The sequence below is a fragment of the Sphingobacterium sp. JUb20 genome (assembly GCF_004342035.1).
GTDB classification, from domain to species: domain Bacteria; phylum Bacteroidota; class Bacteroidia; order Sphingobacteriales; family Sphingobacteriaceae; genus Sphingobacterium; species Sphingobacterium anhuiense.
The window spans coordinates 21,691-47,279 of the sequence record NZ_SLYV01000010.1 but is presented as its reverse complement, the minus strand read 5'-3'; the positions used below and the strand labels follow the sequence as shown (position 1 = coordinate 47,279).

Below are 25,589 nucleotides of genomic sequence, written 5' to 3'. Positions count from 1 at the left end.
AATATTAAGGTTTTAAAATCAATGTACTCGGTAATTTTTTCGTCCATTGCTCTTTCTCAAAAGAAATCTGTTTCCAAGCAATGAAACTTATCAGTATAATATCGAATGAAGAATAATCAATATCTTTAGTCTTGGGTTCCTCTATAATATTGATTTGATTAGGTGCCGCATAATCTAACGAACGAATAGCCTCTTTGAGCTCTACAGAGGTTTTAATGACCTCATCTTCGTCTAAGAAACTTATTTTTACATCGTTGTTCTGTACAAGTTTGTGCACATATATCAATAAGAAACTATCACTAAGTGTTTTGATAGGAACCAATATGTTTTTCACCTCTTCCGGAAGACCCCTATCGACTAAAATTCCACAAGGAATATGAACAGCTTTTAAAAGCGCTGTCGTTTTATCTTCAAATCCGCTATGATTAAATAAACTTTCTTTACCTGTTAATGAACCTAACAATCTTTCCGGATTAACGACTTTACTTGTAAACCCGATGATACTTCCTAAAACAGATCCTTCATAGACAGATTGACCGATACCTGTCAACAGTAAGTCGAAATCTTCTTCATTGGCCATTTTTGCAATGTCGTCGTTGATATTGTCGGTACCTCTAAAAATACCAGTGTACGGTTGCTCTATTTTTTCACTTTCATCATTTAATACTGAAAAATTATCTCTTTCGTATTCGATCGAATTATAAGTATTGAGTTCATTCCCGATCGAAAGATGTAATGCCGTTACCGTACTATTTTCTTTTGATTTTTTAATCAGCATATTGGCAATACGGAGTAAAATTTTTCCAGAATTTGGGTTGCCAAATGAAATCAGAATATTGTATTTATTTTTCTTCGAAATGAGATCGCCATTATTTTCGATTTCAGGCTTAAAAAATTTATTAATTAAATCTAATGCAGGCCCCGTCATAAATGTTGTGATCAAAGCCATAAGAACCAGTATTGCGAACATTTCATCAGTAAGGACTCCTAAATCATAACCTATGTTTAGAGCGACTAGTTCCATCAAACCTCTAGTATTCATCAAAGCTCCTATGGTAAGGCTACTGTGCCAGTTTTGCCCCACAAATCTTGCCGATAAAGCACTTCCAATAAATTTACCCACTACAGCAATTGTAACCACCCAGAAACAGGTTTGCCAATGTTCGGCCTCATTGAGTAATCCAATCTGTGTTCTTAGGCCTGTAAAGACAAAAAATAGCGGTAAAAGAAGTACTTGCGCTACATCTTCTACTTTTTCAATAAAGATACTTCGAAAACTTGTGTTGGTTGGCATGATTACACCAGCCATAAAAGCTCCAAATAGGGCGTGGATACCGATAACTTCGGTGGTCCATGAAGAAATCAGCAATGTTAGAAAAAAGATACCTACAATCGATTTGCCTAACCGTTCTTTAGTGGAGTGAAGGTCACCGATACGTTGGAGAAATGGTTTTACGAACCGGACCATCAATAAGACATAGCCGGCCGCGAAAGCGATCGTGTAAACTGCACTGACTACAGATCCTGCTTTTACAACCGCAATAACAGCTGCCAAAAGACACCAAGCAGTGATATCATCTGCCGCTGCACAGGTGATGGCAATCGAACCTAGTCGTGTTTTGCTCATACCCCTTTCCTGTACGATCCTTGCTAAAACAGGAAATGCAGTAATACTCATGGATATTCCAATAAAGAGCGCATATGATAAAAATGAAATACCTTCAGGTGCTGTTGTCTGGAAGATCACATAGGCGAGCCCCATCCCTAGAAGAAAAGGAAAGATAATGCTTACATGACTGATAACTATGGCATCTTGAGCTTTGTTTTTCAATATTTTCAAATCTAGCTCCATGCCGACGACAAACATAAATAGCACTAAACCTATTTGACTCAATACCCCCAGATTTCCCAAAGAACTGACTGGAAATAAAAATGTGGATATTTCTGGAAAGTAATTCCCTAGTAGGGAAGGCCCTAGTGCAATACCCGCTACGATTTCTCCAATAACAGAGGGTTGACCAATTTTTCTGAATAATATACCAAATATTCGCGCTACAAATATGATTGTTATGATCTGCAACATGAGTATTGCTAGCGGGTAGGAAAGATTTTCATGCAAATGATCTAAGAAATGTGACCATGCTGAGTTGAGTGGTACATCTGCAGTTGTATGTGGTTGATTTTCAAATTGGGAGCCCTGATGGATAATAAAATAGCCTAAAGCTATCCCAATAATTAAAATGGCTAGATAAAAAAAGGTGGAGCGGTACTTACTTTTAAACATATTTCGTCGGATTGTAAAGAGCAAGTATAATAGCTAAAGTTTTTTCTACAAAACGAATTCGTGTTTTTTGTACCAGACCAGAAAAAAAATGTACTAAACATTTAAGCTGTTTACAAAATGATCTTTGTAGGGTGCCGATAAGGTAAGTTGTTTCAGGTCAGGCATATCTTTTATTTTACACGCGACATACTGTGCTGTGTAAGACGAGACCACAGCTAATGCAACAACATTTCGTCTGTTGATCCTACAGAATTTTCCAGAAGGTAGGATCGCCAAAATTTCATCTAAACTGATGTTTTTCGCAAGAATATTTTGACCGTCTTTCATATAGATGTATTTATCCCGCCTATCATGATCGGCCACCTCAATATAGGCAATTTGATCTATTCTTATCCTTGTTTTTCCTTGATTACTGTTTAACTCTATAACCTCTAAACCCGTTTCCTTTGTTGAGTTAAGCCACTTCAAGGCTTTATCAAAAGCAGTCTGTAATCGATCAGCCTGATAAGGTTTTCGTATATAATCCACAGCATTGAGATCAAATGCATCAGCAGCATATTCCTTATGAGCTGTTGAAAAGATAATTGCTTTGTCAGAAAGTATCCGGGCGACCTCTAGTCCGTTCATACCTGGCATATGAATATCTAGAATACAGGTGTTAAAATCAAGTCTGTCAATCTGTGCTAAAAACTTTTGGGGATTATTGAAACTTTTCACGATTTCTACGTCCTTAAAATTTTCACATAAAGCTTGAATGTAACTTAGTGAAGGAAGTTCATCATCCAATAAAATACATTTAATCATTTTGATAAAGTTTTATTTTTACGGTTACCGTGTATATATTTTCTTTTTGCTCAGTATTCAAGCTGTATTCAGTACCGTAAATATTTTTCAACCGTTTCGAAAAAGTTTTATTGCCCAATCCACCTAGGCTTGAGTCTATTTTTTGTTTTTGCATGACCCGATTAGAAACGGTGAGGTGAAAATAATCGTCGATAACCTCAAACACCACAGAGATAAAACTGTTTTCATTTTGAACATCAGCATGTTTGAAAGCATTTTCAATTGGGTTGATGGTCATAAATGGAGCAATAAGCATTTCTCCAGCTTCGGCACTAATTTTTTTTCGTATATGTAGATCAAATAAAGGACTTATTTTAAGTTTATTGATCTCTATTAGATTTTGCGCAAAAGCGATCTCATCTTTTAGCTTTACGAACGTGCCATCTGTTTCATAAAGAATATAATCTAGTACATTGGATAATTTATCAAGTGCATGATAACTTTGGTAGGCATGAGACTGAATAGCGTTTAATGCATTTTTTAGTAAGTGTGGGTCCAACTTATAATAATTCGTTTCATCAGGAAGAGAAATGCTATTTAAATCTCGATTTTGTCGAATTAATAGTTTATTTTGACGTTTTAAAATACGAATCTTCAAGTAGAGGAAGACCGCTAATAAAACAAGAATAAAGAACACAAGAAATAATAAACTATAATAAAAAGTAGACATACTGACTTTGTTTTACTTCGAATATAGCAATTTTCTAAAAAGGCAATGGAATTTTAAGATTTCAATAGGAAATGGGAATCTATAGATCGACTATAATAAAATACAAAAACTGATCCCAAAGCTAAACTTTTTCTATTTCTAAAGATGATCATTTTTTTCATCAAGGAAAATATATATACAAACAGACTAATATACTTACCGGAATTGTTAAGTTATCATAGCCATCTTTGCTAAATGCCTCTGCTAATGTAGCAGTAAGAGCAATTGTGGCTATTACTATAAATTCCTCCGAATCTAAATTAGAATTATAAACGGATCTCCATGTTAAAAACATAACGATCATAGCACATATAAAGAAAACAGTAGATCCCATTAAAGTTTTTTTTGCACCAAAGATCTTATATTGCGCTAAAGGCCATTTCTTGCCGGATAGTGCGGCCATAGGATCGCAAATAGCTAAGGTAACTAAAGGTAAATAATAATATATATAGCATTCATCCAAAGACGTCTGGATTAAGAAGCACAGATAAACTGCCACTGGATATACAATACTACCTACGGATTTTCTGTCAACTGCATTGATGGATTTTAATAAATTAAATTTTAAGGATAGGAGTAAAATCACAGCAAATAATCCACAAAGAAATAGGACTGACCAATGATTTTTCAATAATATTGGAAAGAGCAAACAAATTAATCCCGTACCAATATGTACAAGTTTTCTTGTCAATTCTACCTTAATCTTGTATTGATGGTATAAAAATTCAGAAAGAGCAAATAAAAGCAAGAATGTCAATGCCAGTAAAAGCAGGTTTAACAAATCGTTTTTCATTATAATATTTCTTTAAATAAATCAGCTAACCAATACATAGCTCCAGAAAATATAAAGCTGTCAAAGCGATCTAATATCCCACCATGACCTGGAATTAGCTTACTATAATCTTTAATTTGATATTTACGTTTCAGCAATGAAGCTAATAAATCTCCAGTGAGTGCTGTAAAACAAATAGAAATTGCTGTCGCTATGGTTTGGCCAATTGAAAAATCGATGTATTGGAAAAAGAAAAAGCTGGTCGATGTTGTTAGTATTAAACCTCCAAGTAAACCTTCAAAAGTTTTATTGGGACTAATCTGAGGCAGAAGTTTTCTTTTACCAAATAATTGACCAGTAAGTTGGCTGAATCCATCAAAAGTGACCACAGTAAAGTATACAAAGCATACGTTTTCTGTTAAAGTATTGTCACTGAATTTGATAAATGCAAATAGGATCGTAAGGTAAATAAATACAGAAAAAAAGAAAAATATAATCCGTTTATTGGAAAATATATGAGCTTTTGAAATTTCAAAAAGACCTATTATTCCTATGCAAATAGCTAGAGATACTGTTAATTCAAAATAGATACACGAAAATACCATGATCAGAATTACAAAGTACAACACGAGTTTTAACCAACGTTCATTAGCTTGTCGCACCTTACTCTGTTTATTGATATACTGTGTAACTAAACTGCCTATTCCAAAAAACAGGAACAATATAGAACCAAGAATTAAGTACATGATTAATTTCTTTTTTGTTGCTGTATAAGAAATATGCTCTTTAAATTAGAGTGTAGTTTTGGTAGCGTAATAACTAAGATTAATTCCTCTAGGTACGCTAGACAACTAACAATTAACATCAAGTGAAAATAGAATGCACTAAAGCCAAATACGAAGTAGCTGAAAATAAATATGCCCTGTAAGTAGCCAGTTATTTTATAAGACCATAAATGAAAGCTAGGGAATCTTTGAAATCTGATAAGCGCGCATAACTGTGGAATTAACCACATCGCAATTAAGATTATAAATTCTATTTTGTATGTTGCTACGAATACTTTTTCTAAACTAATCATTCCCATGAACGCCATAATATAAGTCCCGATGTCTGCAATCGAATCTAGTTTTGCACCAAACTCTGTTTGAAGGTTAAACAGTCTTGCGATTAATCCGTCAAGTATATCAGTTACTAGGTTTATGGACAGCAACAATATAAAGGACTCTCTATTTGCTGTAATTATAGTATAAATGATAAAAGGTAATGCCAATAAACGGTATAGTGAAAGTGCATTTGGCACATTCCATCTGTTTTCTTTTTTAGTTTCCATATTACAGTGATTTTTTTCTACCGAACTTTTGATGAGCCTGCGTAAATTGACCTGCTGACAGCGCCGCGGCGATCGATAACTCGCCGGCAAGAACAAGAGCAGCAGCTATCTCGGCATATTTTATTGAATTTCCTTCTCCATAGCAGTCCATCATATCCAGACACTCTCTTTGAGTAGGTAGATTGGTTCCTCCACCTACCGTTCCTACGATCAGATTTGGCAATGTAACACAGGCGTAGAGCGATCCATCACTATTTAATTCCATTCTTGTAATTCCTGTTGCCGCTTCTGCTACGCAGGCCACATCTTGACCGGTAGCTATAAATAATGCTGTAAGCCCATTTGCATAATGACCTTGTGCGCCTATTGCACCGCTCTGGATCACTCCCATTGTAGAAGTACGCCAATACCTATCCATGAGTGCAGATGACGTTTTAAGTACCTCTGATACGATTTTAGCGGATAATTCAATTTCCGCTGTGACTTTCTTACCCCTAACGTTATTAAAGGAATATGCTGTTGCTTTTTTGTCTCCTGAACTATTTCCTTCTATAAACCAATGGCTAGGTTTAACGGGACATTGATCAATCATAAATCGACAGATCGCATCTGTACATATCGTGACCATATTTTGTCCCGATGCATCTGCTGTAAAGTATTCAAAAGATATAGTGAGATGGTTCCCTTCAATCTGAATCTTTGTATCTGTTAGCTTAGCAAATCTGCTTGTATTTTTAACAATATCGTGGAGACTTTCTTTTTTAGCAAGAAACCAAGAGATAAAAAGGCTTAAATCATTTAAATTTTCAAATTTGAATACAGGACTTCTCTGGATACCTTCCTTTAGACATATCGAAGTAACTCCTCCAGCTAGTAAGCATGCTCTCGCTCCACGATGATATGAAGCCACCAGCGCGCCTTCACTGGTAGCTAATGGAACATAGTAAGCTCCATTAGCTGCTGTACCATGAACTTTTAGCGGGCCAATGACCCCCGTAGGAATTTGACTTATCCCAATAAAATTTTCAATATTTCCATTTAATAGCGATAAGTTGATGTTACTGTCAGTAAGTATTGGAAATTGTTTATTCGTTTTTTTGCTGAGATAATCACACAGTTTCGCTATCTCTGTTTGGCTGATTTCTGAAGAAAATGGTAAAGCGCATGCGTCTTCATTATGAACGTCATATGCTTCTGTTTTTTTTAATAATGTTTTCATAATGAGCTTTTAATAAATGGACTGTTTGTTTCGTATTCCAAAGTTATTGTGATAATTGCATTTAAAATTGTGACAAACAATAAAAAATATTTTTAATTTTGCGATTATCGCAAATGATTAAACCAATGTATCAAGAAAAGCTAATCCAAGAAATATATAAAAAAATCGACGCTACTAAGTCTATTATAGAAGCCATTGCAAATGCGCTTGATATTAGTTATGATGCGGCACATCGAAGAATTTCGATGAAAAGTAAATTTTCGATAGAGGAGACAGTTCAGCTGGCTAATCACTTTGCAATTTCTTTAGATAAGATGTTTCAAAAGAGTGATCATGTTTTAGTAAAAAAAACGACAGAAATCCGGACACCACATGACCTTTCAACTTATCTGGAAAATTCCTTTAAGTCTTTAACAGAATTCAATCCTGATCTTGGTACGTCCCTCTACTATTCCGCTAAGGATATTCCAATTTTCTATACCATAAATACAGGATTACTGTCAAGCTTTAAAAGATACGTCTGGCTCAACTTATTGAGTTTTGAGGGGCTGGAAGTATCATTCGAATCTTTTTTATCGAAAAATCCCTTAGACAATGGCGGAAAAAAATTGAACGATTATTATTCCTCCATCAGAGTAAAAGAAATTTGGAATGATACAACTATCAATAGTACGTTACAGCAGATCATGTATTTTTCACAAACTGGTTTATTGACCGCAGCGCACGGGACGATTCTCTGCGATCAGATCAAAGAGCTTTTGTTTTCGCTGGAGAAGAAATGTGTTCCGAATAATGACCAATACCAACTGTATTATCATGAACTGTTGATATTAAACAATAATGTTCTTGTTTCGAACAAAGATAGAAGGGCTTTATTTGTCCCCCATACCATGTTGGGGTATTTTATCACACACGATACTGACACCTGTCAACACGTTTCAAATTTTTATCAGCACCAGCTTAAGAATTCCAGGTTGTTAAACACAGCAGGAACAAGGGATAAGAAAATGTTTTTTAATAAGGCTTATCAAAAAATTGATCTGTATAAGGCAAGAGTAAGCGCGATGGATGAAATTTGATTTAATGCTAATGGGTCGTTTATATAACTGCAGTTTACAGTTTCGATCAGGTGGTGCTTTTAGTATGAAAATCTAGTATTTAATAAAAATATTTTAGACGGCATAGAAAACAAGAAAAGCTCATCTTTTGGATGAGCTTTCTTGTACCTAGGGCGGGAATCGAACCCGCACTTCCTTAACGGAAACAGGATTTTAAGTCCTGCGTGTCTACCAGTTCCACCACCTAGGCAGGTGATATTAATGTGGAGCGAAAAACGAGATTCGAACTCGCGACCCCAACCTTGGCAAGGTTGTGCTCTACCAGCTGAGCTATTTTCGCATTGCTAACAGTTAACAAGTTGTTTTCTGTTTTGGTGATGCAAATATACGGCGATTTTTATAAAATCAAAATTTGAAACCATCATTTTTTTAATATTTAATGTAATGACCTCAAATATTGGCTCTTATTTTTTAGATTGAAATGAATAACAGAAAAACACATTGATCTGAAACTGGAGTATAGATGTTTTTTCAAAATTTTGCACCTATTATACGATGCACTATTTGTACATGTTTCAAGTAAAATGACAGCCTTTCTAAGCCGTCATTTTAAAATGTTCATTTATAAATTTTCTAAAAGTAGCCGAGATCTAGTGCTCTATTTTTTTGAAAATGGAACAAGCGATATGACCACCAAAACCAAAAGTATTGCTCATGGCTATATTTACTTTTTTATGCTTTGCTTTTCCGAGAGTTAAATCCAATTTATCAGCAAATTCTGGTTCTATTTCTTTAGAGTTTATCGTAGGCGGAACAATATCTTCTTGAACCGCCTTAATACAAGCAATAGCTTCGATAGCTCCAGCAGCTCCCAGTAAGTGCCCTGTCATTGATTTTGTAGCGCTAATAGATACCTCGTTGTTAAAACCAAACATTCTTCCCATAGCTTTCAGTTCACTTTGATCGCCCATAGGAGTAGAAGTTGCGTGCGCATTGACATAGTCTATATCTTTTGCAGCGATATTCGCATCCTCCAAAGCAAGTTTCATTCCCAGAAATGCCCCGTCTCCTTCAGGATGTGTGCCCGTAATATGATAAGCATCCGCCGCTAAACTTCCTCCAATTATTTCAGCAATAATCGGGGCATTTCTTTTAATCGCACTTTCATAGCTTTCCAATACGATAGCCCCAGCACCTTCTCCTAATACAAAACCGTTACGATGAATATCAAAAGGGCGGGAGGCACCCAAATAATCTTCATTACTTGTTGATAAGGCTTTAGATGCATTAAATCCACCGATGGAACTTTCGGTTATAGACGCTTCAGAACCTCCGGTAATAATCATATCTGCTTTGCCCCAGCGGATATAATTAAAGGCATCAACAATCGCAGTATTACTTGCAGAACAAGCAGAAGCGGTCGTATAATTTACTCCTCTAAGTCCATATTTAATGGAGATAACACCTGAAGCAATGTTTAAAATACGCTTAGAAATAAAGAACGGACTGAAGCGTGGTATTCCATTTCCTTGCTTAAACTCCGCTATTTGTTGCTCAAATGTTGAAACCCCGCCATCTCCTGAAGCCCAGATAACACCTATCCGATCTTTGTCCAGTAGATTGAAATCAATCTCAGCGTGGTGAATAGCCTCATGAACGCTAGCTAATGCATATTGCGTAAAAAGATCTAATTTTCGTAATTCTGATTTTTCCATGAATTGTAAAGGATCGAAATCTCTTACTTCACATGCGAATTTTGTTTTAAAGTTTGTCGCATCAAATTTAGTAATCATTTTTGCGCCACTTTGTCCCATAATCAGTGCATTCCAAAATTTATCTACGGTATTTCCTAAAGGCGTAATCGCTCCAATACCTGTTATAACAACTCTTTTCATCATTTAATCGTTTTTAATTAAATCTTCTTTAATAATTTTTTGTATGAGAGTGAAATCTTCATCACCTGTCAGTCTAGTAATTTGTACACTTGCAATCATCGTGGAAATAAGTAAGACGGCTTTTGTTCTAGGCTCACCTTTAAAATGAAAAGTACCCTGTTCTTGACCATATTTAAGCCATGCAATCACCCAATTTAACACCTGTTCGGAAAAAATCTTTAGATGTTCAATTATACCTATATCTAAAGTATTGTAATCAGTAGATAGCGATCCAACGATACATATTTTATTGTCATTTTTAATATTCCTGTATATAGAGAGGAACTTGTCTAGTTTTTGTAGTGGAGACTTATCTTCAAAATCCTTTTTCATTTTGTGAAAGTTTTCAATATGATAATCTATAACTGCAATTCCCAAATCTATCTTTTGTGGAAAATGATAATGAATAGAAGCTTTTTTTATTCCAACGGCATTAGATATATCAAAAAAGCTAAAGGCATTGTAACCCTTATCCCGAATCAGGCTATCAGCAACTCGTATGATTTGTTCTTTTGTTGACATCAATTATTTTTTTGTAAATATACAAACCTACCAGTTGGTAGGTAAGGGTTGCTGATATTTATTTGAGATCAGTGGTGTGGTTGGATTTTTCCGCATGATCAGGCCTACCTGATTATGCAAGAACTTTTTTGAAGGGAGCGGATGTATTATCGCTGGGGTTATTGTATTTTGAAATACATGATGATCAGGATTTAAAATCCGAAATTTAAGTTTTAAGGGATATCTTGGTCAATTACATGTAAAGGGAGGCAATTCGAAATATTTAAAATAAACAAGAAAAGCTCATCTTTTGGATGAGCTTTCTTGTACCTAGGGCGGGAATCGAACCCGCACTTCCTTAACGGAAACAGGATTTTAAGTCCTGCGTGTCTACCAGTTCCACCACCTAGGCAGGTGATTTAATGTGGAGCGAAAAACGAGATTCGAACTCGCGACCCCAACCTTGGCAAGGTTGTGCTCTACCAGCTGAGCTATTTTCGCTTTTGATACTGCAAATATAGGGAGATTATAGATACTACAAAATGTTTTTTTATAGCTTAAGCGTAATTCCCTCAAATGAAGCGAGATAATTTTTATCCCGCTTCAAAATACGATGTGTTTAAATTTGAATTCACCACCTTGCTAGATATGTAGGGGAACTAATACAAGCTTTCATAGTAGTCAAAACTTAAAATGAGAGCGTAGTGAATCTCCAGTGGTAAGTATCAACTAGCGTCAGTTTGTCGGAATCAACAGGTAGATCTGTTATAATTTTTAATACCTGCATGGCCATCATACTTCCCATGATTCCAGGCAGAGGGCCTAATACCCCATATTGATCACAGCTAGGAACATCTTTTGGATGGGGAGGCTCTGGAAATAAATCACGCAATTGTTTACTGCCCATGTAATTGAAAACAGCCATTTGACCTTCGAAAGCAAGAATACTTCCATACACCAAAACTTTGTTGGAACGTACACAAGCATCGTTGACCAGATAGCGTGTAGTAAAGTTATCAGAACCATCTACAACAATGTCATATCCCGCTAGGGTAACATCAACATTCTCCGAAGTGATTTTTGTCGCAATGCTGTCGACTTGGATGGATGAATTGAGTTCGCGGATATATACTGCCGCACTTTTTACTTTTTGTAGATGTACACTTTTTTCATTGTGTATAATTTGTCTGTTGAGATTATGAATTTCTACATGATCAAAATCAACAATCCCTAAATGACCTACTCCAGCAGCAGCGAGATATTGAAGAACAGGCGAACCTAGTCCACCTGCTCCAATTACGAGGACTTTTGCCGCCATAATTTTCTGTTGCCCTTCAACACCAATTTCATTAATAAAAACTTGGCGGGAGTATCGATCAAAAGCACTGTGCTGTTGCATAAATACGATAATTTGTGTTATAATTATTATTGCCTACCAGAGTAGCTTATGTCCCAGTCTTTCATAATGGGATCGTATCCAGCCTTTCTGATGATACCTTGGATAGTTTCCATACTGCGCTCATCACTGATCTCAAATTGTTCAAGCGACTGTGGATCCACCACATAGCCACCTGGATTTGTCTTCGAAGCGGCGCTCATGGTCGTGACACCGATAGGAATGATATGGTCTCTAAATTTCTCGCGTTCACGAGTTGATATGGATATTTCTAGATTTTCATTCCATAAACGATAAGCGCAGATCAATTGCAGTAAATCACGATCTTCCATAATAAAATTCGGTGTGGATACACCTTCCGCAGGTCGTAATCGAGGAAATGAAACTGAATATTTTGTACGCCAATAATGCTTCTCAAGATAATCAATATGTAACGCATTGAAAAAGCTATCGACACGCCAGTCTTCTAGACCTAAAAGAACACCAAGACCAATTTTATGAATTCCGGCTTGACCTATACGGTCTGGTGTATCCAGCCGATACTCAAAATTTGACTTTTTGCCTTTTGGATGATATGTTTTATAAACCTCTTGATGATAGGTTTCCTGATAGACAAGCACAGTATTAACACCTTCTTCCTGCAGAATACGGTATTCTTCTAAAAGCAGAGGTTGTACTTCAATGGATATCTGCGCGAAGTGGGGCTTCAGCAATGCAATCGCATTTTTAAAGTAATTGATCTCGACTGTTTTATTGGCTTCTCCGCTTACCAATAATACATGACTGATACCCATAGATTTTAGCGCCATGGCTTCTAACAGTAATTCTGTATTCGAAAGTGTTTTGCGCTTGATCTTATTGTCCATACTAAAACCGCAATAGGTGCAGATATTCTGACATTCATTGCTTAGATATAAAGGAGCATATAACTGGATTGTCTTACCAAATCGACGTTGTGTGATCTGTTGCGTTAATTGTGCCATTTCTTCTATTTCAGTAATCGCCGCAGGAGAAAGGAAGGTTAGAAAATCAGTTAAATTTCTTTTTTCTTTACGGAGACTTCTTCTGACATCCTCAACTGTGGTATTATATATCTTTTCCTTGATTTCCTGCCAGCTGTATAGTGTAAATAGTTCCTGAAAAGTTTGCATAAAACGTTCTTAATCGATTAAAAATGAAGTTAGCGGACTAGAAGCGATAGCACGATTTTCTGATATACCTAATCCTGCCTGATAAGCTTTGCGACCTGCTATTACAGCTTCTTTAAATGCCGTCGCCATCTGTATCGGATATTTTGCGGATGCAATAGCTGTATTGACTAAAACAGCATCAGCACCGATTTCCATTGCCTTTGCAGCATCGGAAGGAGCACCAATTCCAGCATCAATAATAACAGGAACTTGGCTTTGGGCGATGATCATTTCTAAAAAGTCCAATGTTCGAAGTCCTTTATTACTTCCTATGGGTGCAGCTAAAGGCATTACTGCCGACGTTCCAGCTTCTTCTAGTCTTTTACAGAGCACTGGATCTGCATGCATATAAGGGAGCACAATAAAACCGAGTTTTGCAAGTTGCTCTGTAGCCAACAATGTTTCGATTGGATCGGGCATCAGGTAGCGTGAATCTGGATGAATTTCGAGTTTTACCCAGTTCGTTTCCAGGGCTTCACGAGCAAGTTGTGCGGCCAAGACTGCTTCTTTTGCATTACGTGCTCCAGAGGTATTGGGGAGTAAATTTACGCCAGGGATTTGTAAAGACTCGAGAAATGTGTCTGAGGAAGACTGATGGTCCAAACGCTTTAAAGCCATCGTGACCAATTCAGAACCCGATGCGACGATAGATTCCTTCATTTGTTGCAGACTTCCGAACTTTCCTGTTCCTAAGAATAGTCTCGATTGAAATATCTGATCTGCTATTTTTAATGTATCCATTGTAGTTTATTTTTAAGTTCTTGAATGTAGTGAGGGTGTACGGTGATTAAACTTGACAGTGCTATCCCATAAATGCCAATATCTTGTAGGGGAACGATATCATCAAGTGTTATACCGCCAATAGCGTAAATCGGCGGATAGTTTTGACCGTTGTTTTTTAAATGATAAACGATGTCTTGATATCCTGTTAAGCCTAATATTGGACTTAAATTGTTTTTAGTTGCGGTGAACCGTAAAGGGCCAAGACCGATGTAATCGCAGTTTTCTGTGATGCGTTGCTGTACGTCAGAAATATTATTTGCTGTACCACCAATTATTTTGTGCGGTCCTAATACATGTCGGGCCTCTTGTATGTCAGTATCTGTTAATCCCAGATGAACTCCGGCAGCATCAATGGTTTTGGCTATGTGCAGATAATCATTGATAATAAGCGTAGCACTATGTTGCAAGCAATGCTGTTTAATACGACGTGCTAATGCGAGCACTTCATCTTTAGTGCCTTGTTTCCAGCGTAGCTGAATCCAATCTGCACCCGCTTGTAGTGCATTATTAATGTTAGTCTCCTGTTCAATAGCCGTATCTCCCTGCGAGATATACTGTATCTTACTGAACGTGATATTTTTGGGGTATGCTGTCATTGCTATTTCAATTTTTTTACTATCGCATTTTTCTGCTCAGTATAATCCGGTTTGGGTATTTCCTTCTAATCATCTGTAAAGGAATGAATTACCTGTAAGAGCAATTGTTACAGGCAATATGCATGATCTTTTATAAGACAATTTTTAAAACTTTTTACAGGTTGTGCACTCTTCCAGATTGTTCCTAATAAAGCTACACCATCGACGCCGGCGTCATATGCAAGGCCTAGGTTTTCGGAATGGATACCAGCAAGCCCAATTAATTGAACTTGCTGATTATTCCGAAGTTTTAGCTGATCTTTGATAGTATGCTCCTTACCATGACCTGGTTTTGAAATACTTGAAAACATCGGACTAAACAGTGCATATGACCATTGGTTATCCAGTTGATTAAAATCTATCATACTGTGTACAGATGTTGATCGGATTACGGTATGACTATACTGACTTTGTTTTTTTGATTTTCGATCATATTCATTAAAATGTAACCGGTTTAAGTTTAACTTTTCGGCTAGATGGTGATGGCTATGCATGACAAGACGATTTCGATATTGCGGATCTATTCCATAAATAAATTGACACATATCATCATCCGAAAAATTATATTTTCGAATATGTAGTAGTTCCAATCCTGCATCCAGTATACTGTTGATGGTCTGGAGTTCGTTATCAATATCATGCTCGGCTGTCAAGACGATGATCATAAGTATAATTCTTTACCTTGTTCGATAAACTCTTTTGACATATCGATCATGCCTTGTTCTGCAGAATCCCGGATTTCCTGTGTGATCTTCATCGAGCAGAATTTAGGGCCGCACATCGAACAGAAGTGAGCAACTTTAGCGCCGTCTGCAGGTAAAGTTTCATCATGAAATTCTCGGGCTGTGTCAGGGTCTAAGGAAAGGTTAAACTGATCTTCCCAACGGAACTCAAACCTCGCTTTACTTAGAGCATTGTCTCGGTATTGTGCACCAGGATGTCCTTTAGCCAAATCTGCCGCATGTGCAGCCAGTTTGTAGGTGATCACGCCATCCTTTACATCTTTTCGGTTAGGTAAACCGAGGTGTTCTTTTGGGGTAACATAACAAAGCATGGCACAGCCGAACCAGCCAATCATTGCCGCGCCAATTGCTGAGGTGATGTGATCATAACCCGGAGCAATATCTGTTGTCAATGGGCCTAAAGTGTAAAATGGTGCTTCGTCACAAACTTCAAGCTGTTTGTCCATGTTTTCTTTGATCATGTGCATAGGCACATGACCTGGACCTTCGATCATAACCTGTACATCATGTTTCCATGCTATTTTGGTCAACTCACCCAAGGTTTCTAATTCAGCAAATTGTGCAGCATCGTTAGCATCAGCTATAGAACCTGGTCGAAGTCCATCCCCTAGTGAAAAAGCAACATCATATTCCTTCATAATCTGACAGATCTCTTCAAAATGCGTGTAGAGGAAGTTTTCTTTATGATGGAACAGGCACCATTTTGCCATAATCGAGCCACCTCGGGAAACAATACCTGTTACACGTTGTGCTGTTAAATGGATATAACGTAAAAGTACTCCTGCATGGATGGTGAAATAAGAAACCCCTTGTTCGGCTTGTTCAATTAGTGTATCTCTGAATATTTCCCATGTCAGATCTTCTGCAACGCCTTTTACTTTTTCCAAAGCTTGATATATAGGAACTGTACCAATTGGCACCGGAGAATTACGGATGATCCATTCGCGTGTTTCATGAATATTTTTACCTGTTGAAAGATCCATAATTGTATCAGCACCCCATCGGCATGCCCAGACAGCTTTATCAACTTCTTCTTCAATGCTTGAGGTAACGGCACTATTACCAATATTAGCGTTGATCTTTACCAAAAAGTTGCGACCGATGATCATCGGTTCGCTTTCTGGATGATTAATGTTGTTTGGAATAATTGCTCTTCCGGCGGCAATTTCTTCTCTTACAAATTCAGGGGTAATTAATTTCTTTGGAGTACGGGCACCAAAACTGTGACCGGTGTGCTGATGATCCATACCTTTAGTTGCTGCTTCGATTTGCTCAATACGCTGATTTTCGCGAATGGCTACATACTCCATCTCTGGAGTTATGATTCCTTTTCTTGCATAGTGCAGTTGACTTACATTTTTACCCGCTAATGCTTTTTTAGGTCTATGGCTGTATTCAAAACGGAGTTCATCCAGGTCCGAGTCTGCCAATCTTTCTTTTCCATAATCTGAACTGATTTGTGATAAAACTTGAACATCTTTTCTGTCCAATATCCAATTTTCACGAGTTCTAGGAAGGCCTTTGCGGATATCAATCTGTGCTTGTTCATCCGTATACGGACCAGAAGTGTCATAAATAGTGACTGGAGGATTGATTTCTATTCCACCCTTGCTAAGTTTGGTCGGACTTAATGTAATTTCACGCATGGCAACCTGAATAGGATAGAGCTGACCTGAAATATAGACTTTTTTTGAATTTGGAAATGGGGTCTGGGTAATGTTTTGTTCTAACATGATGGTATAGTAATAGGTATAAGAGATTTATCCGCCCTGTGTTGCAGCGATAATTAGAATTGAGTCCTGATGCTGTAGTTTGGTTGTTGCCCAAGCCGTTTTGGGTATAACCTGGTTATTAATAGCGACAGCAATGCCCTTGCTTTTTTCTGGGAATTCCAAAAGCATCAAACCTTCCAAAGAGGAGGGGGGCTGTTCAAAAAAACGTAATTGGTGATTAATTTTGAGTTCCATTCCTTTTAAAATTTTTAAATAAAAAACTTTAGGAATGGCCACAGTTGTGCCGGTATATGCACAATGAAGACATCTACTTTTCCCTACGCCAGTATGATCCGGATCAGGTTCTAAGGGTAAAATCTCAGCCTGCAAATTTTGCAGACACCCCTAAAGTTTCCACTAAACTAGGTAAAAAATCTCAATAAACGAAAAGAGGTAGATTTATTTTAGTCTGTCCATCTTTTTGTGACAGAACCATATACTTTAAGAAGTGAAGTGTTTTATTAATGGGGACTGCTGGTATAGCGAATAATGATTCTCCCTGGCAGAGGTGGAGTTATGGGCAGGGAGAATCAATGGCAAATACTATAAAATATGCTGGAGTTTAATATATTGAAGCAGCATAATGGTTTTGGCATCTTTGATTTCGCCATTATCAACCATTTGCATCGCTTCTTTTATAGGCAATTCCAAAACTTCAATATTTTCTTCCTCCTGTTCTAGCCCACCACCTTCACTGACTTTCATTTCTTTAGCATATTCGGCTATAAAGAAATACAGAATTTCCGTGACAGATCCAGGGGACATATAAGCTTCAAATATTTTACGTACATCTGTAATTTTATAACCCGTTTCTTCTTCAGTTTCTCTTCTGATGCAATCCTCGGCATTATCTTTATCCAACAAACCTGCACAAGCTTCAATCATCATACCACTCTCATTTCCATTGACAAATGTAGGTAGACGAAATTGACGGGTAAGGATAACTGTTTTCTGTTCTTTGTTGTACAGTAAAATAGTGGCACCGTTTCCTCTGTCGTATGCTTCCCTGCTTTGACTCATAATGGTGCCGTCCTTTTTCAAATATTCGTAAGTGATCTTTCGCAAGACGTACCAATTGTCTGATAAGACCTTGGTTTCTGTGATTTTGATGTTATCTATCATGATTGAGGTATTTCAAATTCGCATTATTAATAATTGTCATATGCATATTTTTCAGTTCTTTTATACTTTTTTTCTAAAATACGGTGGACTTTTAAAAGTAAGTTGTCGATGGCTAAAGGTATATAAATTTATAAACTCCTAAAATTGTTTATATGGGGAAAATCGATCGTGTTGAAGGAAATTTTATTCAGTAGCGATTGCCTTATGAGCTGATATAAAATGATGAAGATCATGTAGAGGACAGGTTAAAAAGTACTTGAGATCTTAGATACATTTTATTGTGTATTTATAGAGGGTTTATAGAGATATACCTCTATGAACCCTCTATAAAACCTCTATAATATCACTATCACCTATCTAGAAATATACAAGATGGAAACAATAAAATGCAATGGTAAATCTATTGATATCAATAAAAAAATCAAAGGTCCAAAAACAAGAAAAGCTCATCTTTTTGATGAGCTTTCTTGTACCTAGGGCGGGAATCGAACCCGCACTTCCTTAACGGAAACAGGATTTTAAGTCCTGCGTGTCTACCAGTTCCACCACCTAGGCAGGTGATATTAATGTGGAGCGAAAAACGAGATTCGAACTCGCGACCCCAACCTTGGCAAGGTTGTGCTCTACCAGCTGAGCTATTTTCGCATTGCTAACAGTTAACAAGTTGTTTTCTGTTTTGGTGATGCAAATATAGAGCTAATAATTAAAAAAACAAATTTTAATATAAGCTTTATTGTCTTTTTTTTATAAGCCCTTTTCTTTCAGGAGAGAAGAAATGAGATCACTTTCAAAACCTCTTGATAAAGCATATTGAAATAATTTATTTTTTAGAATATAGGCATCTTTATCTTTCAATGATAGTTGCTTTTTATCTAAGAGATCATGGAGTTTATCTTCATATTCATCTAAATCAATTTTTGAAAACGCAATTTTAATTAAAGGATCGGATACCCTTTTGAGTTTTAAGGACTGCTTAATTTTAATCTTTCCCCAACTTTTTATTCTAAGCTTGCCTAGGGTATAGGCTATAGCAAAGCGCTCTTCATTTAGAAAATTGTCCGATATCAATTGTGAAATGATTTCTTCTACATCTTCATGATGCAAGCCCCATTCGTATAATTTGTCCCGGACTTCTTGTTGTGCCCGTTCTTGATAAGCACAATAACTGGCAGCCTTAAGCAATGCCTGCTTAGGTGTGTATATTTTTTTTCTCGTTTTCTCTTCGTCAAACATCTTTACAAATTTCAAAAATATATTGAACTTATTGAAAAATTGTGGAGCTTTGATTGAATAAATATTTTAAAAAATGTATACCATATCGGATATTTCAGAGATTGTTGTTCCTAAAAGATCAATTATTGTTCATCATAAATCTATCATTCAAAATCTGATTTATGATACACGTAAGATCGTAAATGCTGAAACAGGATTATTCTTTGCCTTGATCAATCGTCGTGATGGACATGAGTTTATCATGGATGCCTATAGTAAAGGGATTAGAAATTTTGTGTTACAAGATGACTTTCAGCAAGAACTGGTATTGCCAGATGCTAATGTTTTATGGGTAGCAGATACTTTTTTAGCATTACAGGCAGTAGCAGAAACACAGCGCATGAAATTTAAATCTCCTGTATTGGGTATTACAGGGAGTAACGGTAAGACTATCGTCAAAGAATGGTTGTTTCAACTGCTATCTCCAGAATATAAAATCTATCGCAGTCCTAAAAGCTATAATTCACAGCTGGGTGTTGCTTTATCACTCTGGGAACTAAATGAACAATATAATTTCGCCATCATTGAAGCTGGAATAAGTGAGGTCGGTGAAATGGAAAAACTCCAAAAAATGATTAAACCCACGCATGGTGTATTAACCAATATTGGGGTAGCCCATAAAGAAGGGTTTCAATCGAAAGAGGAAAAAATTGCACAGAAACTGAAACTTTTTACAGATGCTGAGGTATTGGTCTATCCTAAAAAGTATCTTGAACAGATCTATATGCCTTCTCAGATTTACAAATTCGCCTGGGGAGAGGATGAATCGTGTCAATTAGAAGTTTATTCACTTAAGAAGGAAGGTGATCAAGCTACATTGGTAAGTTTATGTTTTTCCCGCCAGTTTTTTACGGTTAAAATTCCTTTTGTTGATCAAGCATCAATTGAGAATGCGATTTCATGTATTGCAGTGATGATTACTTTTGGTTATGATTTTAAAACTATAGCCGATCGTATTGCCACGTTGCAACCGATGGAGATGCGTCTTGAATTGAAAAAAGGAAAACATAATACTTCCATTATTGATGATTCATATAGTAATGATCTGGTAGCGCTACAGATTGCATTGGATTTTTTAAAGCAACAAAAGCAAAATTCTCGTAAGGTCCTAATCTTATCCGATATTCCTGGTGTACAGTTGCATGATGAGAAGAGTATCAGTAAACTAAAGCGTTTGGTCGCAGCTAGTGGATTAACTGATTTGATTTTTATCGGACCTATTTTGAGTCAGTTGGAAGCACAGTTTTCATTACCCACGGCCAGCTACTCGGATACAAAATCATTTATAGATGGTTTTAAGCATATTGATTATAGCAATTCAACGATCTTGATAAAGGGTGCACGTGATTATCATTTTGAACAGATCAGTAAACGATTGGTTGCTAAATCACATGATACGATATTAGAGATTAATTTAAATGCATTGGAACATAACCTCAATGTATACCGGGGTCTGTTGCCTGCAGGTGTTAAATTGATGGCTATGGTAAAAGCTTTTTCTTATGGAAGTGGAAGTTTTGAAATTGCTAATTTACTACAGTTTAATCATGTGGATTATTTGACGGTTGCTTTTGCTGATGAAGGTGTTGATCTGAGAAATGGAGGCATCACACTTCCAATAGTGGTAATGAGTCCTGATGAAAATGCCTTTGATGCTATTGTACATCACAAGTTGGAACCAGAGATCTATAGTTTTAGAGTTTTAAATTCATTTCTCCGCTATCTGTTACAGCAAGGGCTAAAAGATTTTCCAGTCCATATTAAAGTTGATACCGGGATGCATCGTCTTGGTTTTATGCCAGAGGAAGTTGATGGACTGTTAGCGATATTGAAAAATCAGGATGCGATGAAAGTGCAGTCTGTTTTTTCACATTTAGCTTCGGCAGGAAATGCTGTTGATAATGCTTTTACTGAGAATCAGATTCATCTTTTAGATGTTTTCACGACAAAACTTAAGCAGGAATTAGGGTATTCTTTTATCAGACATATTGCTGCGACATCGGGTATTGATCTGTGGCCAAGTGCTTATTTCGATATGGTACGCTTAGGGATTGGTCTTTATGGAATTGATATGGATCGAGATGATCTGCCGGTGAGAGAAGTTAGTGTTCTGAAAACCAATGTTACCCAGATAAAAGAGCTTACGGCTAATGAAACAGTAGGATACAATCGCGCTGGTATGTTGCAACGTGCGAGCAGAACCGCAACCATCAAGATCGGTTATGCAGACGGTTATGATCGAAGGTTCGGTAATGGAGTAGGTAAAATGTCGATCAACGGGCAACTGGTTTCTACCATTGGAAATATCTGTATGGATATGTGTATGTTAGATGTGACAGATATTAATGTTAATGAAGAAGACGAAGTCATTGTTTATCCTGATATTAAGGAAGCGGCATTGGCTATAGGAACCATCCCGTATGAATTGTTGGTCAATATCTCACAACGGGTGAAAAGAGTTTATTTTTACGAGTAATTCGAGGCTTATTTCGCATCTTTGTAGGGTCTTTTAGGTACAAGTAATATGTTATCAAAATTAATTAGAGCTTTTTTAAATTATCTTATCAAAGGAACTTTGGTCGTTGTTCCTTTAGCTGGTGCGGTTTTTTTAATTGTTTGGATTGTTGCTTCAGTCGATTCGGCGCTTAACCTTACAGGGTTATTCCTGGAGGATGAGACAGGACATCCTTTATATATTCCCGGAATTGGTATTTTAACAGTCATTTTATTTTTGGTTGTAGCAGGGATTGTTTTTACCAATTTTGTGACAGATCCAATTAAACACTGGCTGAATAATCAGATTAACCGTATTCCTTTGTTGAATACGCTATATTCATCCATTAAAGATTTTACTGAAGCCTTTGTAGGTGATGCCAAAAAATTTAATGTTCCTGTTCTAGTTAAAGTGAATGAAATAGGTGTTAGTAAAATTGGTTTTCTGACACAATCAGATCTATCAAAAATTAAGCTTACAGATGAAGTGGTGGTTTATTTTCCCTATTCATATTCATTTGCAGGTCAGGTGGTCGTTGTAAAATCATCCTTGGTAACCAAATTAGATATGTCTGCTACAGACGCGATGAAGCTCGTTGTTTCAGGTGGTGTCAGTGGTTTAGAATAAGATACAAATACATACGTTTATATAAAACAAAAGGGAATCATTGGTAAAATGGTTCCCTTTTGTTTACATTTATCTTGAACTTTAAATCATAATTAGTGATGAATGTTGAATTTAAAACAGTAGAAGAGTATATTGCTTGTTTTCCAAAAGAAGTGCAGGAGATCTTGTTGCAGGTCCGTAATACAATTCTGCAGCATGCTCCTCAAGCTACTGAAGGAATAGCTTATGGCATGCCAGCTTATAAATTAAAAGGAAAACCGCTTGTTTATTTCGGTGGTTATCAAAAGCATATCGGATTTTATGCAACGCCGACTGGTCATTCAAAATTCGAAATAGAACTTGCTTCTTATAAGCAAGGTAAAGGTTCGGTGCAGTTTCCGTTACGGGAGCCGATCCCATTTGAACTCATCGGAAGAATTGTTGAATTTAGGGTTTCAGAGACATTAGATAAGTTTAAATAGGTTATTAGGATTTTAAATTAAAGGTGGTGATGGATCGATTATGGAATCGTTTATGGAGCAGTAAAGTTCCTGAAAACTTACACGAACAATGGAAAGATAAGGCAAAACTTTCTTTTGTAAACAGTCAGTTTGATGTAGAACTTATACGAGGTTGCTTGGATAAAATTAAGGATGATCCAAAGAATACCTTATTTTTACAAGCTTTTCTAGCTCATCAGGATATTGCTTCGCAATTGGAAACTCAGAATAGTGCTGAAGCAGAAATTGATTTTATGGAAAGATATGTTTCTTTATTTAGTCAGATTTCTGCTGTAGACCTTTCCGTTGTTTGGACTAAAAAGATCGAATATCCCACTTTGTCTGTACCGAGGTTTATCTTATTGCCATTGGTTCAGAATGCTTTGTGGCAAGGATATCATGCAGCAGCAAAATATCCAATGAAAATCAAGATTTCAGTATTTGAAAAAATCATTTCATTGGATATTACAAATCATGTTAATCACCATATTGTAGATCAAAAAGTTAATGACTCTGTGGAGAATTATCAGGCTCGTCTACAGTATGAATTTGGTGATCAACATACACTTATTATGAATAGCAATGCACATACATTTCGCGCAAATCTAACTTTGAGGTTTTAGATAACCTCAAAATGTGCTAGAGCATTGTATATACCGTCACTGTCTACATCATCTGTAATATAGTCTGCAATAGCTTTTACCTCAGGATTGGCATTACCCATAGCAATTCCGTAGGCCGTATGTTTCAACATGGTGATATCGTTTCCACCGTCACCAAAAGACATGGTTTCCTTGATGTCGATATTAAAGTGTTTGATGAAAATATCGATACCAATTTGTTTGCTTTGACCTAAAGGATTCACATCTGCAAATAGCGGGGTCCAACGGCTGGCCACAGAATTAGGCATTACATTGTTCATGAATTCTTCCTGTTCCTCCGGTTGAATGAAGATATTGGTTTGAAGCACAGATCCCATATCAAAGTCTGAGTAAGATCTTTGAGGCGGGACAGGTAAATTTAAGAGTGCATACATGGAAGCGATCTCCGGTGTTACTTGAAAAATACTGATTTCTTGTTCTGACATCAGAGAGAAGCTTACTTCATTTTTTGCCGCATGGTCAATCAAAGATTGAATATCAGTGGCGTGAATACCTTTTCTGAAAAGTACATCACCCTCTTTCGTGATGCAATAACCACCGTTAAAAGTGATAAATCCGTCAAAGTCAAGGTATTTGATGTGATCTAAACTATTGATAGACCTTCCTGTAGAAACAATTACTTTTATACCTTTTGATTTTAATTCTTGAATGGCTTTTTCGGTTGAAGCGGGGACTTTGTGGGTGTCGAAACTAAGAAGAGTACCGTCGATGTCAAAAAAAACTGCTTTAATCATGCTACTTTATAAATGTTTGTGATACAAAGGTAAACATTAGAAGATTGCTTTTTGCCCCTTTGATGTCATAATGAAGATGTATTATGGGTATTTTGCTATATTTTATCCATCAAAAAGTATTGAATTTAAAATAAGATTATTTGATTTGCAATTCATAGAACAGCTTCTATGTTAAGTAAATTTTTTCAAGAACGCAGGAGATTGCTTCCGGTGATTTTAAGATGCGTTCATGACCGACACCATTCAAGTCTATCGCCTCTGTCGGGGGATGAACTTTAAAAAATGATTGCAGATAGGTATAGGGCGCAATTTTGTCCTGTTGATCATAGAGTACAAGATGCTGCTGGCTATTATCAAAATCGTATAAACTGTTTAAATGAAAGTAAGCGGTTTTCATATTGAATTTTTCTTCAAAATTCAGAAAAAAGTGTTCTTGAACATCTTTTGGTACAGCTACGAAATCCATACTAGCTGCGAAATTTGCTTTTAAATCTATTAGTGGAGTAAGGCTAATGATCCAGTTCGGAGTATGTCTAATTTTTGCTAATGCTGCGATATTAGCCATGGCACCGAGAGAATGACCGATGACTATTGCAGGTAAACCATAGGTATTAATAATAGTTTGAACAGCTTCAATGTATAAAATTAAATTGGATAATTCTCCTTCAGCTCCTCCATTTCCAGGTGCGTCAAATGCGATTATCGTTAAATCTGGATTTTCCAATAGTTTATCAATAAGCATCGAAAAATCTGCGGCTTTTGATCCCCAACCATGCGTCAACAAAACTAAATCTTTGCCCGATCCCCAACGGTAGGCAGGAAAAGATAATAGGTGACCACTGAAAAATTCATCCTTTACTGCTAATTCATCTTTTGAAGCTAACTGTATTAGTAGCTCTTGATGATGTCGCAATGGCATTTTAGGGGAATAGCAGATATACGACCAAATATCATCTAAATTAGCCGTTAAAGAAATATGTTCTAAAGATTTCAGATATTCAATGCTTTGCTTTAGTTTTTTCATCAGGAT

25 protein-coding genes, 6 tRNA genes and 1 riboswitch are annotated in these 25,589 nt (G+C 36.6%); of the genes, 5 read left to right on the top strand and 26 right to left on the bottom strand.

Going from position 1 to position 25,589, the window contains the following annotated elements:
• Window positions 1–4: 4 nt before the first annotated feature.
• The 7 genes from EDF66_RS17210 to EDF66_RS17180 form a co-directional block, all read right to left on the bottom strand.
• Window positions 5–2,284 carry a cation:proton antiporter gene (locus EDF66_RS17210; RefSeq protein ID WP_132843956.1) on the bottom strand — a complete coding sequence of 760 codons (2,280 nt, stop codon included), beginning with the start codon at window positions 2,282–2,284 and terminating at the stop codon, window positions 5–7.
• Between the two features lie 93 nt (window positions 2,285–2,377).
• Window positions 2,378–3,088, bottom strand: coding sequence for a LytR/AlgR family response regulator transcription factor (locus EDF66_RS17205; protein ID WP_021189847.1), 711 nt, complete (start codon window positions 3,086–3,088; stop codon window positions 2,378–2,380).
• Window positions 3,081–3,797: a sensor histidine kinase gene (locus tag EDF66_RS17200; protein ID WP_132771910.1), complete on the bottom strand. Its 717-nt coding sequence runs from the start codon at window positions 3,795–3,797 to the stop codon at window positions 3,081–3,083. The genes EDF66_RS17205 and EDF66_RS17200 overlap by 8 nt, the downstream gene beginning before the upstream one ends.
• A 160-nt stretch (window positions 3,798–3,957) precedes the next feature.
• Window positions 3,958–4,629, bottom strand: coding sequence for a diacylglycerol/polyprenol kinase family protein (locus tag EDF66_RS17195; RefSeq protein WP_132843954.1), 672 nt, complete (start codon window positions 4,627–4,629; stop codon window positions 3,958–3,960).
• Window positions 4,629–5,354 (bottom strand): phosphatidate cytidylyltransferase, encoded by a 726-nt coding sequence (locus tag EDF66_RS17190; protein WP_132843953.1) that lies wholly within the window; start codon window positions 5,352–5,354, stop codon window positions 4,629–4,631. The genes EDF66_RS17195 and EDF66_RS17190 overlap by 1 nt, the downstream gene beginning before the upstream one ends.
• Window positions 5,355–5,356: 2 nt before the next feature.
• Window positions 5,357–5,938 carry a CDP-alcohol phosphatidyltransferase family protein gene (locus EDF66_RS17185; protein WP_132843951.1) on the bottom strand — a complete coding sequence of 194 codons (582 nt, stop codon included), beginning with the start codon at window positions 5,936–5,938 and terminating at the stop codon, window positions 5,357–5,359.
• Between the two features lies 1 nt (window position 5,939).
• Entirely contained in the window at window positions 5,940–7,157 is a 1,218-nt protein-coding gene (locus tag EDF66_RS17180; RefSeq protein ID WP_132843950.1) for a hydroxymethylglutaryl-CoA reductase, read from the bottom strand.
• Window positions 7,158–7,282: 125 nt separating this feature from the next.
• On the opposite strand from EDF66_RS17180, the gene EDF66_RS17175 reads away from it, so the two are divergent.
• Window positions 7,283–8,236, top strand: coding sequence for a hypothetical protein (locus EDF66_RS17175; protein WP_132843948.1), 954 nt, complete (start codon window positions 7,283–7,285; stop codon window positions 8,234–8,236).
• Between the two features lie 144 nt (window positions 8,237–8,380).
• On the opposite strand, the gene EDF66_RS17170 is transcribed toward EDF66_RS17175, so the two are convergent.
• The 17 genes from EDF66_RS17170 to EDF66_RS17090 all read right to left on the bottom strand — a co-directional run bounded on the left by EDF66_RS17170 (window position 8,381) and on the right by EDF66_RS17090 (window position 19,524).
• A tRNA-Leu gene (locus EDF66_RS17170) sits at window positions 8,381–8,465 on the bottom strand.
• A gap of 14 nt (window positions 8,466–8,479) precedes the next feature.
• Window positions 8,480–8,555, bottom strand: a tRNA-Gly gene (locus tag EDF66_RS17165).
• Between the two features lie 310 nt (window positions 8,556–8,865).
• Window positions 8,866–10,110: a beta-ketoacyl-ACP synthase II gene (gene fabF, locus EDF66_RS17160; protein ID WP_132844113.1), complete on the bottom strand. Its 1,245-nt coding sequence runs from the start codon at window positions 10,108–10,110 to the stop codon at window positions 8,866–8,868.
• 3 nt (window positions 10,111–10,113) lie between these two features.
• Window positions 10,114–10,671, bottom strand: a complete 558-nt coding sequence (locus EDF66_RS17155; protein ID WP_132843946.1) for a TetR/AcrR family transcriptional regulator — start codon at window positions 10,669–10,671, stop codon at window positions 10,114–10,116.
• Between the two features lie 306 nt (window positions 10,672–10,977).
• A tRNA-Leu gene (locus tag EDF66_RS17150) sits at window positions 10,978–11,062 on the bottom strand.
• A gap of 13 nt (window positions 11,063–11,075) precedes the next feature.
• Window positions 11,076–11,151: transfer RNA gene (locus EDF66_RS17145), tRNA-Gly, on the bottom strand.
• Window positions 11,152–11,338: 187 nt separating this feature from the next.
• Entirely contained in the window at window positions 11,339–12,049 is a 711-nt protein-coding gene (locus tag EDF66_RS17140; protein WP_132771903.1) for a HesA/MoeB/ThiF family protein, read from the bottom strand.
• A 26-nt stretch (window positions 12,050–12,075) separates the two neighbouring features.
• Window positions 12,076–13,197 carry a 2-iminoacetate synthase ThiH gene (gene thiH / locus EDF66_RS17135; protein ID WP_132843944.1) on the bottom strand — a complete coding sequence of 374 codons (1,122 nt, stop codon included), beginning with the start codon at window positions 13,195–13,197 and terminating at the stop codon, window positions 12,076–12,078.
• 9 nt (window positions 13,198–13,206) lie between these two features.
• Window positions 13,207–13,977, bottom strand: a complete 771-nt coding sequence (locus EDF66_RS17130) for a thiazole synthase (RefSeq protein ID WP_132843943.1) — start codon at window positions 13,975–13,977, stop codon at window positions 13,207–13,209.
• The gene (gene thiE, locus EDF66_RS17125) at window positions 13,965–14,615 is read right to left on the bottom strand and encodes a thiamine phosphate synthase (RefSeq protein WP_132771900.1); all 651 of its coding nucleotides are present in this window, start codon (window positions 14,613–14,615) and stop codon (window positions 13,965–13,967) included. Before thiE ends, EDF66_RS17130 begins: the two co-directional genes overlap by 13 nt.
• A gap of 107 nt (window positions 14,616–14,722) precedes the next feature.
• Window positions 14,723–15,319, bottom strand: a complete 597-nt coding sequence (locus EDF66_RS17120; RefSeq protein WP_132843941.1) for a thiamine phosphate synthase — start codon at window positions 15,317–15,319, stop codon at window positions 14,723–14,725.
• The gene (gene thiC / locus EDF66_RS17115; RefSeq protein WP_132843939.1) at window positions 15,316–17,130 is read right to left on the bottom strand and encodes a phosphomethylpyrimidine synthase ThiC; all 1,815 of its coding nucleotides are present in this window, start codon (window positions 17,128–17,130) and stop codon (window positions 15,316–15,318) included. Before thiC ends, EDF66_RS17120 begins: the two co-directional genes overlap by 4 nt.
• A gap of 27 nt (window positions 17,131–17,157) precedes the next feature.
• Window positions 17,158–17,406, bottom strand: a complete 249-nt coding sequence (thiS, locus tag EDF66_RS17110) for a sulfur carrier protein ThiS (protein ID WP_207898667.1) — start codon at window positions 17,404–17,406, stop codon at window positions 17,158–17,160.
• Between the two features lie 21 nt (window positions 17,407–17,427).
• A riboswitch (TPP riboswitch) is annotated at window positions 17,428–17,526 on the bottom strand.
• 186 nt (window positions 17,527–17,712) lie between these two features.
• Window positions 17,713–18,291 (bottom strand): GDP-mannose pyrophosphatase NudK, encoded by a 579-nt coding sequence (gene nudK / locus EDF66_RS17105; protein WP_132771897.1) that lies wholly within the window; start codon window positions 18,289–18,291, stop codon window positions 17,713–17,715.
• A gap of 470 nt (window positions 18,292–18,761) precedes the next feature.
• Window positions 18,762–18,846: transfer RNA gene (locus EDF66_RS17100), tRNA-Leu, on the bottom strand.
• Between the two features lie 14 nt (window positions 18,847–18,860).
• Window positions 18,861–18,936 (bottom strand) — tRNA-Gly (locus tag EDF66_RS17095).
• A gap of 99 nt (window positions 18,937–19,035) precedes the next feature.
• Complete coding sequence (locus EDF66_RS17090; RefSeq protein WP_132843938.1) at window positions 19,036–19,524, bottom strand: regulatory protein RecX; 489 nt, start codon at window positions 19,522–19,524, stop codon at window positions 19,036–19,038.
• A gap of 73 nt (window positions 19,525–19,597) precedes the next feature.
• On the opposite strand from EDF66_RS17090, the gene EDF66_RS17085 reads away from it, so the two are divergent.
• The 4 genes from EDF66_RS17085 (at window position 19,598) to EDF66_RS17070 (ending at window position 23,786) form a co-directional block, all read left to right on the top strand.
• Window positions 19,598–22,039 carry a bifunctional UDP-N-acetylmuramoyl-tripeptide:D-alanyl-D-alanine ligase/alanine racemase gene (locus tag EDF66_RS17085; RefSeq protein ID WP_132843936.1) on the top strand — a complete coding sequence of 814 codons (2,442 nt, stop codon included), beginning with the start codon at window positions 19,598–19,600 and terminating at the stop codon, window positions 22,037–22,039.
• Window positions 22,040–22,087: 48 nt separating this feature from the next.
• On the top strand, window positions 22,088–22,684 hold the full coding sequence (locus tag EDF66_RS17080; RefSeq protein ID WP_132771894.1) for a DUF502 domain-containing protein: 597 nt from the start codon (window positions 22,088–22,090) through the stop codon (window positions 22,682–22,684).
• 98 nt (window positions 22,685–22,782) lie between these two features.
• Window positions 22,783–23,145 carry an iron chaperone gene (locus EDF66_RS17075; RefSeq protein WP_132843935.1) on the top strand — a complete coding sequence of 121 codons (363 nt, stop codon included), beginning with the start codon at window positions 22,783–22,785 and terminating at the stop codon, window positions 23,143–23,145.
• A 29-nt stretch (window positions 23,146–23,174) separates the two neighbouring features.
• On the top strand, window positions 23,175–23,786 hold the full coding sequence (locus EDF66_RS17070) for a hypothetical protein (RefSeq protein WP_132843933.1): 612 nt from the start codon (window positions 23,175–23,177) through the stop codon (window positions 23,784–23,786).
• Here the strand turns inward: EDF66_RS17070 and EDF66_RS17065 are convergent.
• Together EDF66_RS17065 and EDF66_RS17060 are read right to left on the bottom strand one after the other, a co-directional pair.
• Entirely contained in the window at window positions 23,783–24,559 is a 777-nt protein-coding gene (locus EDF66_RS17065) for a Cof-type HAD-IIB family hydrolase (protein WP_132843932.1), read from the bottom strand. The genes EDF66_RS17070 and EDF66_RS17065 overlap by 4 nt on opposite strands.
• A gap of 166 nt (window positions 24,560–24,725) precedes the next feature.
• Entirely contained in the window at window positions 24,726–25,583 is an 858-nt protein-coding gene (locus EDF66_RS17060; protein ID WP_132843930.1) for an alpha/beta fold hydrolase, read from the bottom strand.
• Between the last annotated feature and the right edge of the window lie 6 nt (window positions 25,584–25,589).

Excerpts from the sequence above, each read along its gene's own strand:
- EDF66_RS17155 (WP_132843946.1), bottom strand. The coding sequence starts at position 10,671 with ATGTCAACAAAAGAACAAATCATACGAGTTGCTGATAGCCTGATTCGG.
- EDF66_RS17205 (WP_021189847.1), bottom strand. The coding sequence starts at position 3,088 with ATGATTAAATGTATTTTATTGGATGATGAACTTCCTTCACTAAGTTAC.
- EDF66_RS17120 (WP_132843941.1), bottom strand. The coding sequence starts at position 15,319 with ATGATCATCGTCTTGACAGCCGAGCATGATATTGATAACGAACTCCAG.
- nudK (WP_132771897.1), bottom strand. The coding sequence starts at position 18,291 with ATGATAGATAACATCAAAATCACAGAAACCAAGGTCTTATCAGACAAT.
- thiC (WP_132843939.1), bottom strand. The coding sequence starts at position 17,130 with ATGTTAGAACAAAACATTACCCAGACCCCATTTCCAAATTCAAAAAAA.
- thiH (WP_132843944.1), bottom strand. The coding sequence starts at position 13,197 with ATGCAAACTTTTCAGGAACTATTTACACTATACAGCTGGCAGGAAATC.
- EDF66_RS17175 (WP_132843948.1), top strand. The coding sequence starts at position 7,283 with ATGTATCAAGAAAAGCTAATCCAAGAAATATATAAAAAAATCGACGCT.
- EDF66_RS17140 (WP_132771903.1), bottom strand. The coding sequence starts at position 12,049 with ATGCAACAGCACAGTGCTTTTGATCGATACTCCCGCCAAGTTTTTATT.
- EDF66_RS17185 (WP_132843951.1), bottom strand. The coding sequence starts at position 5,938 with ATGGAAACTAAAAAAGAAAACAGATGGAATGTGCCAAATGCACTTTCA.
- EDF66_RS17085 (WP_132843936.1), top strand. The coding sequence starts at position 19,598 with ATGTATACCATATCGGATATTTCAGAGATTGTTGTTCCTAAAAGATCA.
- thiE (WP_132771900.1), bottom strand. The coding sequence starts at position 14,615 with ATGACAGCATACCCCAAAAATATCACGTTCAGTAAGATACAGTATATC.
- EDF66_RS17180 (WP_132843950.1), bottom strand. The coding sequence starts at position 7,157 with ATGAAAACATTATTAAAAAAAACAGAAGCATATGACGTTCATAATGAA.
- EDF66_RS17195 (WP_132843954.1), bottom strand. The coding sequence starts at position 4,629 with ATGAAAAACGATTTGTTAAACCTGCTTTTACTGGCATTGACATTCTTG.
- EDF66_RS17080 (WP_132771894.1), top strand. The coding sequence starts at position 22,088 with ATGTTATCAAAATTAATTAGAGCTTTTTTAAATTATCTTATCAAAGGA.
- EDF66_RS17200 (WP_132771910.1), bottom strand. The coding sequence starts at position 3,797 with ATGTCTACTTTTTATTATAGTTTATTATTTCTTGTGTTCTTTATTCTT.
- EDF66_RS17065 (WP_132843932.1), bottom strand. The coding sequence starts at position 24,559 with ATGATTAAAGCAGTTTTTTTTGACATCGACGGTACTCTTCTTAGTTTC.
- EDF66_RS17210 (WP_132843956.1), bottom strand. The coding sequence starts at position 2,284 with ATGTTTAAAAGTAAGTACCGCTCCACCTTTTTTTATCTAGCCATTTTA.
- EDF66_RS17075 (WP_132843935.1), top strand. The coding sequence starts at position 22,783 with ATGAATGTTGAATTTAAAACAGTAGAAGAGTATATTGCTTGTTTTCCA.
- EDF66_RS17070 (WP_132843933.1), top strand. The coding sequence starts at position 23,175 with ATGGATCGATTATGGAATCGTTTATGGAGCAGTAAAGTTCCTGAAAAC.
- EDF66_RS17190 (WP_132843953.1), bottom strand. The coding sequence starts at position 5,354 with ATGTACTTAATTCTTGGTTCTATATTGTTCCTGTTTTTTGGAATAGGC.
- fabF (WP_132844113.1), bottom strand. The coding sequence starts at position 10,110 with ATGAAAAGAGTTGTTATAACAGGTATTGGAGCGATTACGCCTTTAGGA.
- EDF66_RS17090 (WP_132843938.1), bottom strand. The coding sequence starts at position 19,524 with ATGTTTGACGAAGAGAAAACGAGAAAAAAAATATACACACCTAAGCAG.
- EDF66_RS17060 (WP_132843930.1), bottom strand. The coding sequence starts at position 25,583 with ATGAAAAAACTAAAGCAAAGCATTGAATATCTGAAATCTTTAGAACAT.
- EDF66_RS17130 (WP_132843943.1), bottom strand. The coding sequence starts at position 13,977 with ATGGATACATTAAAAATAGCAGATCAGATATTTCAATCGAGACTATTC.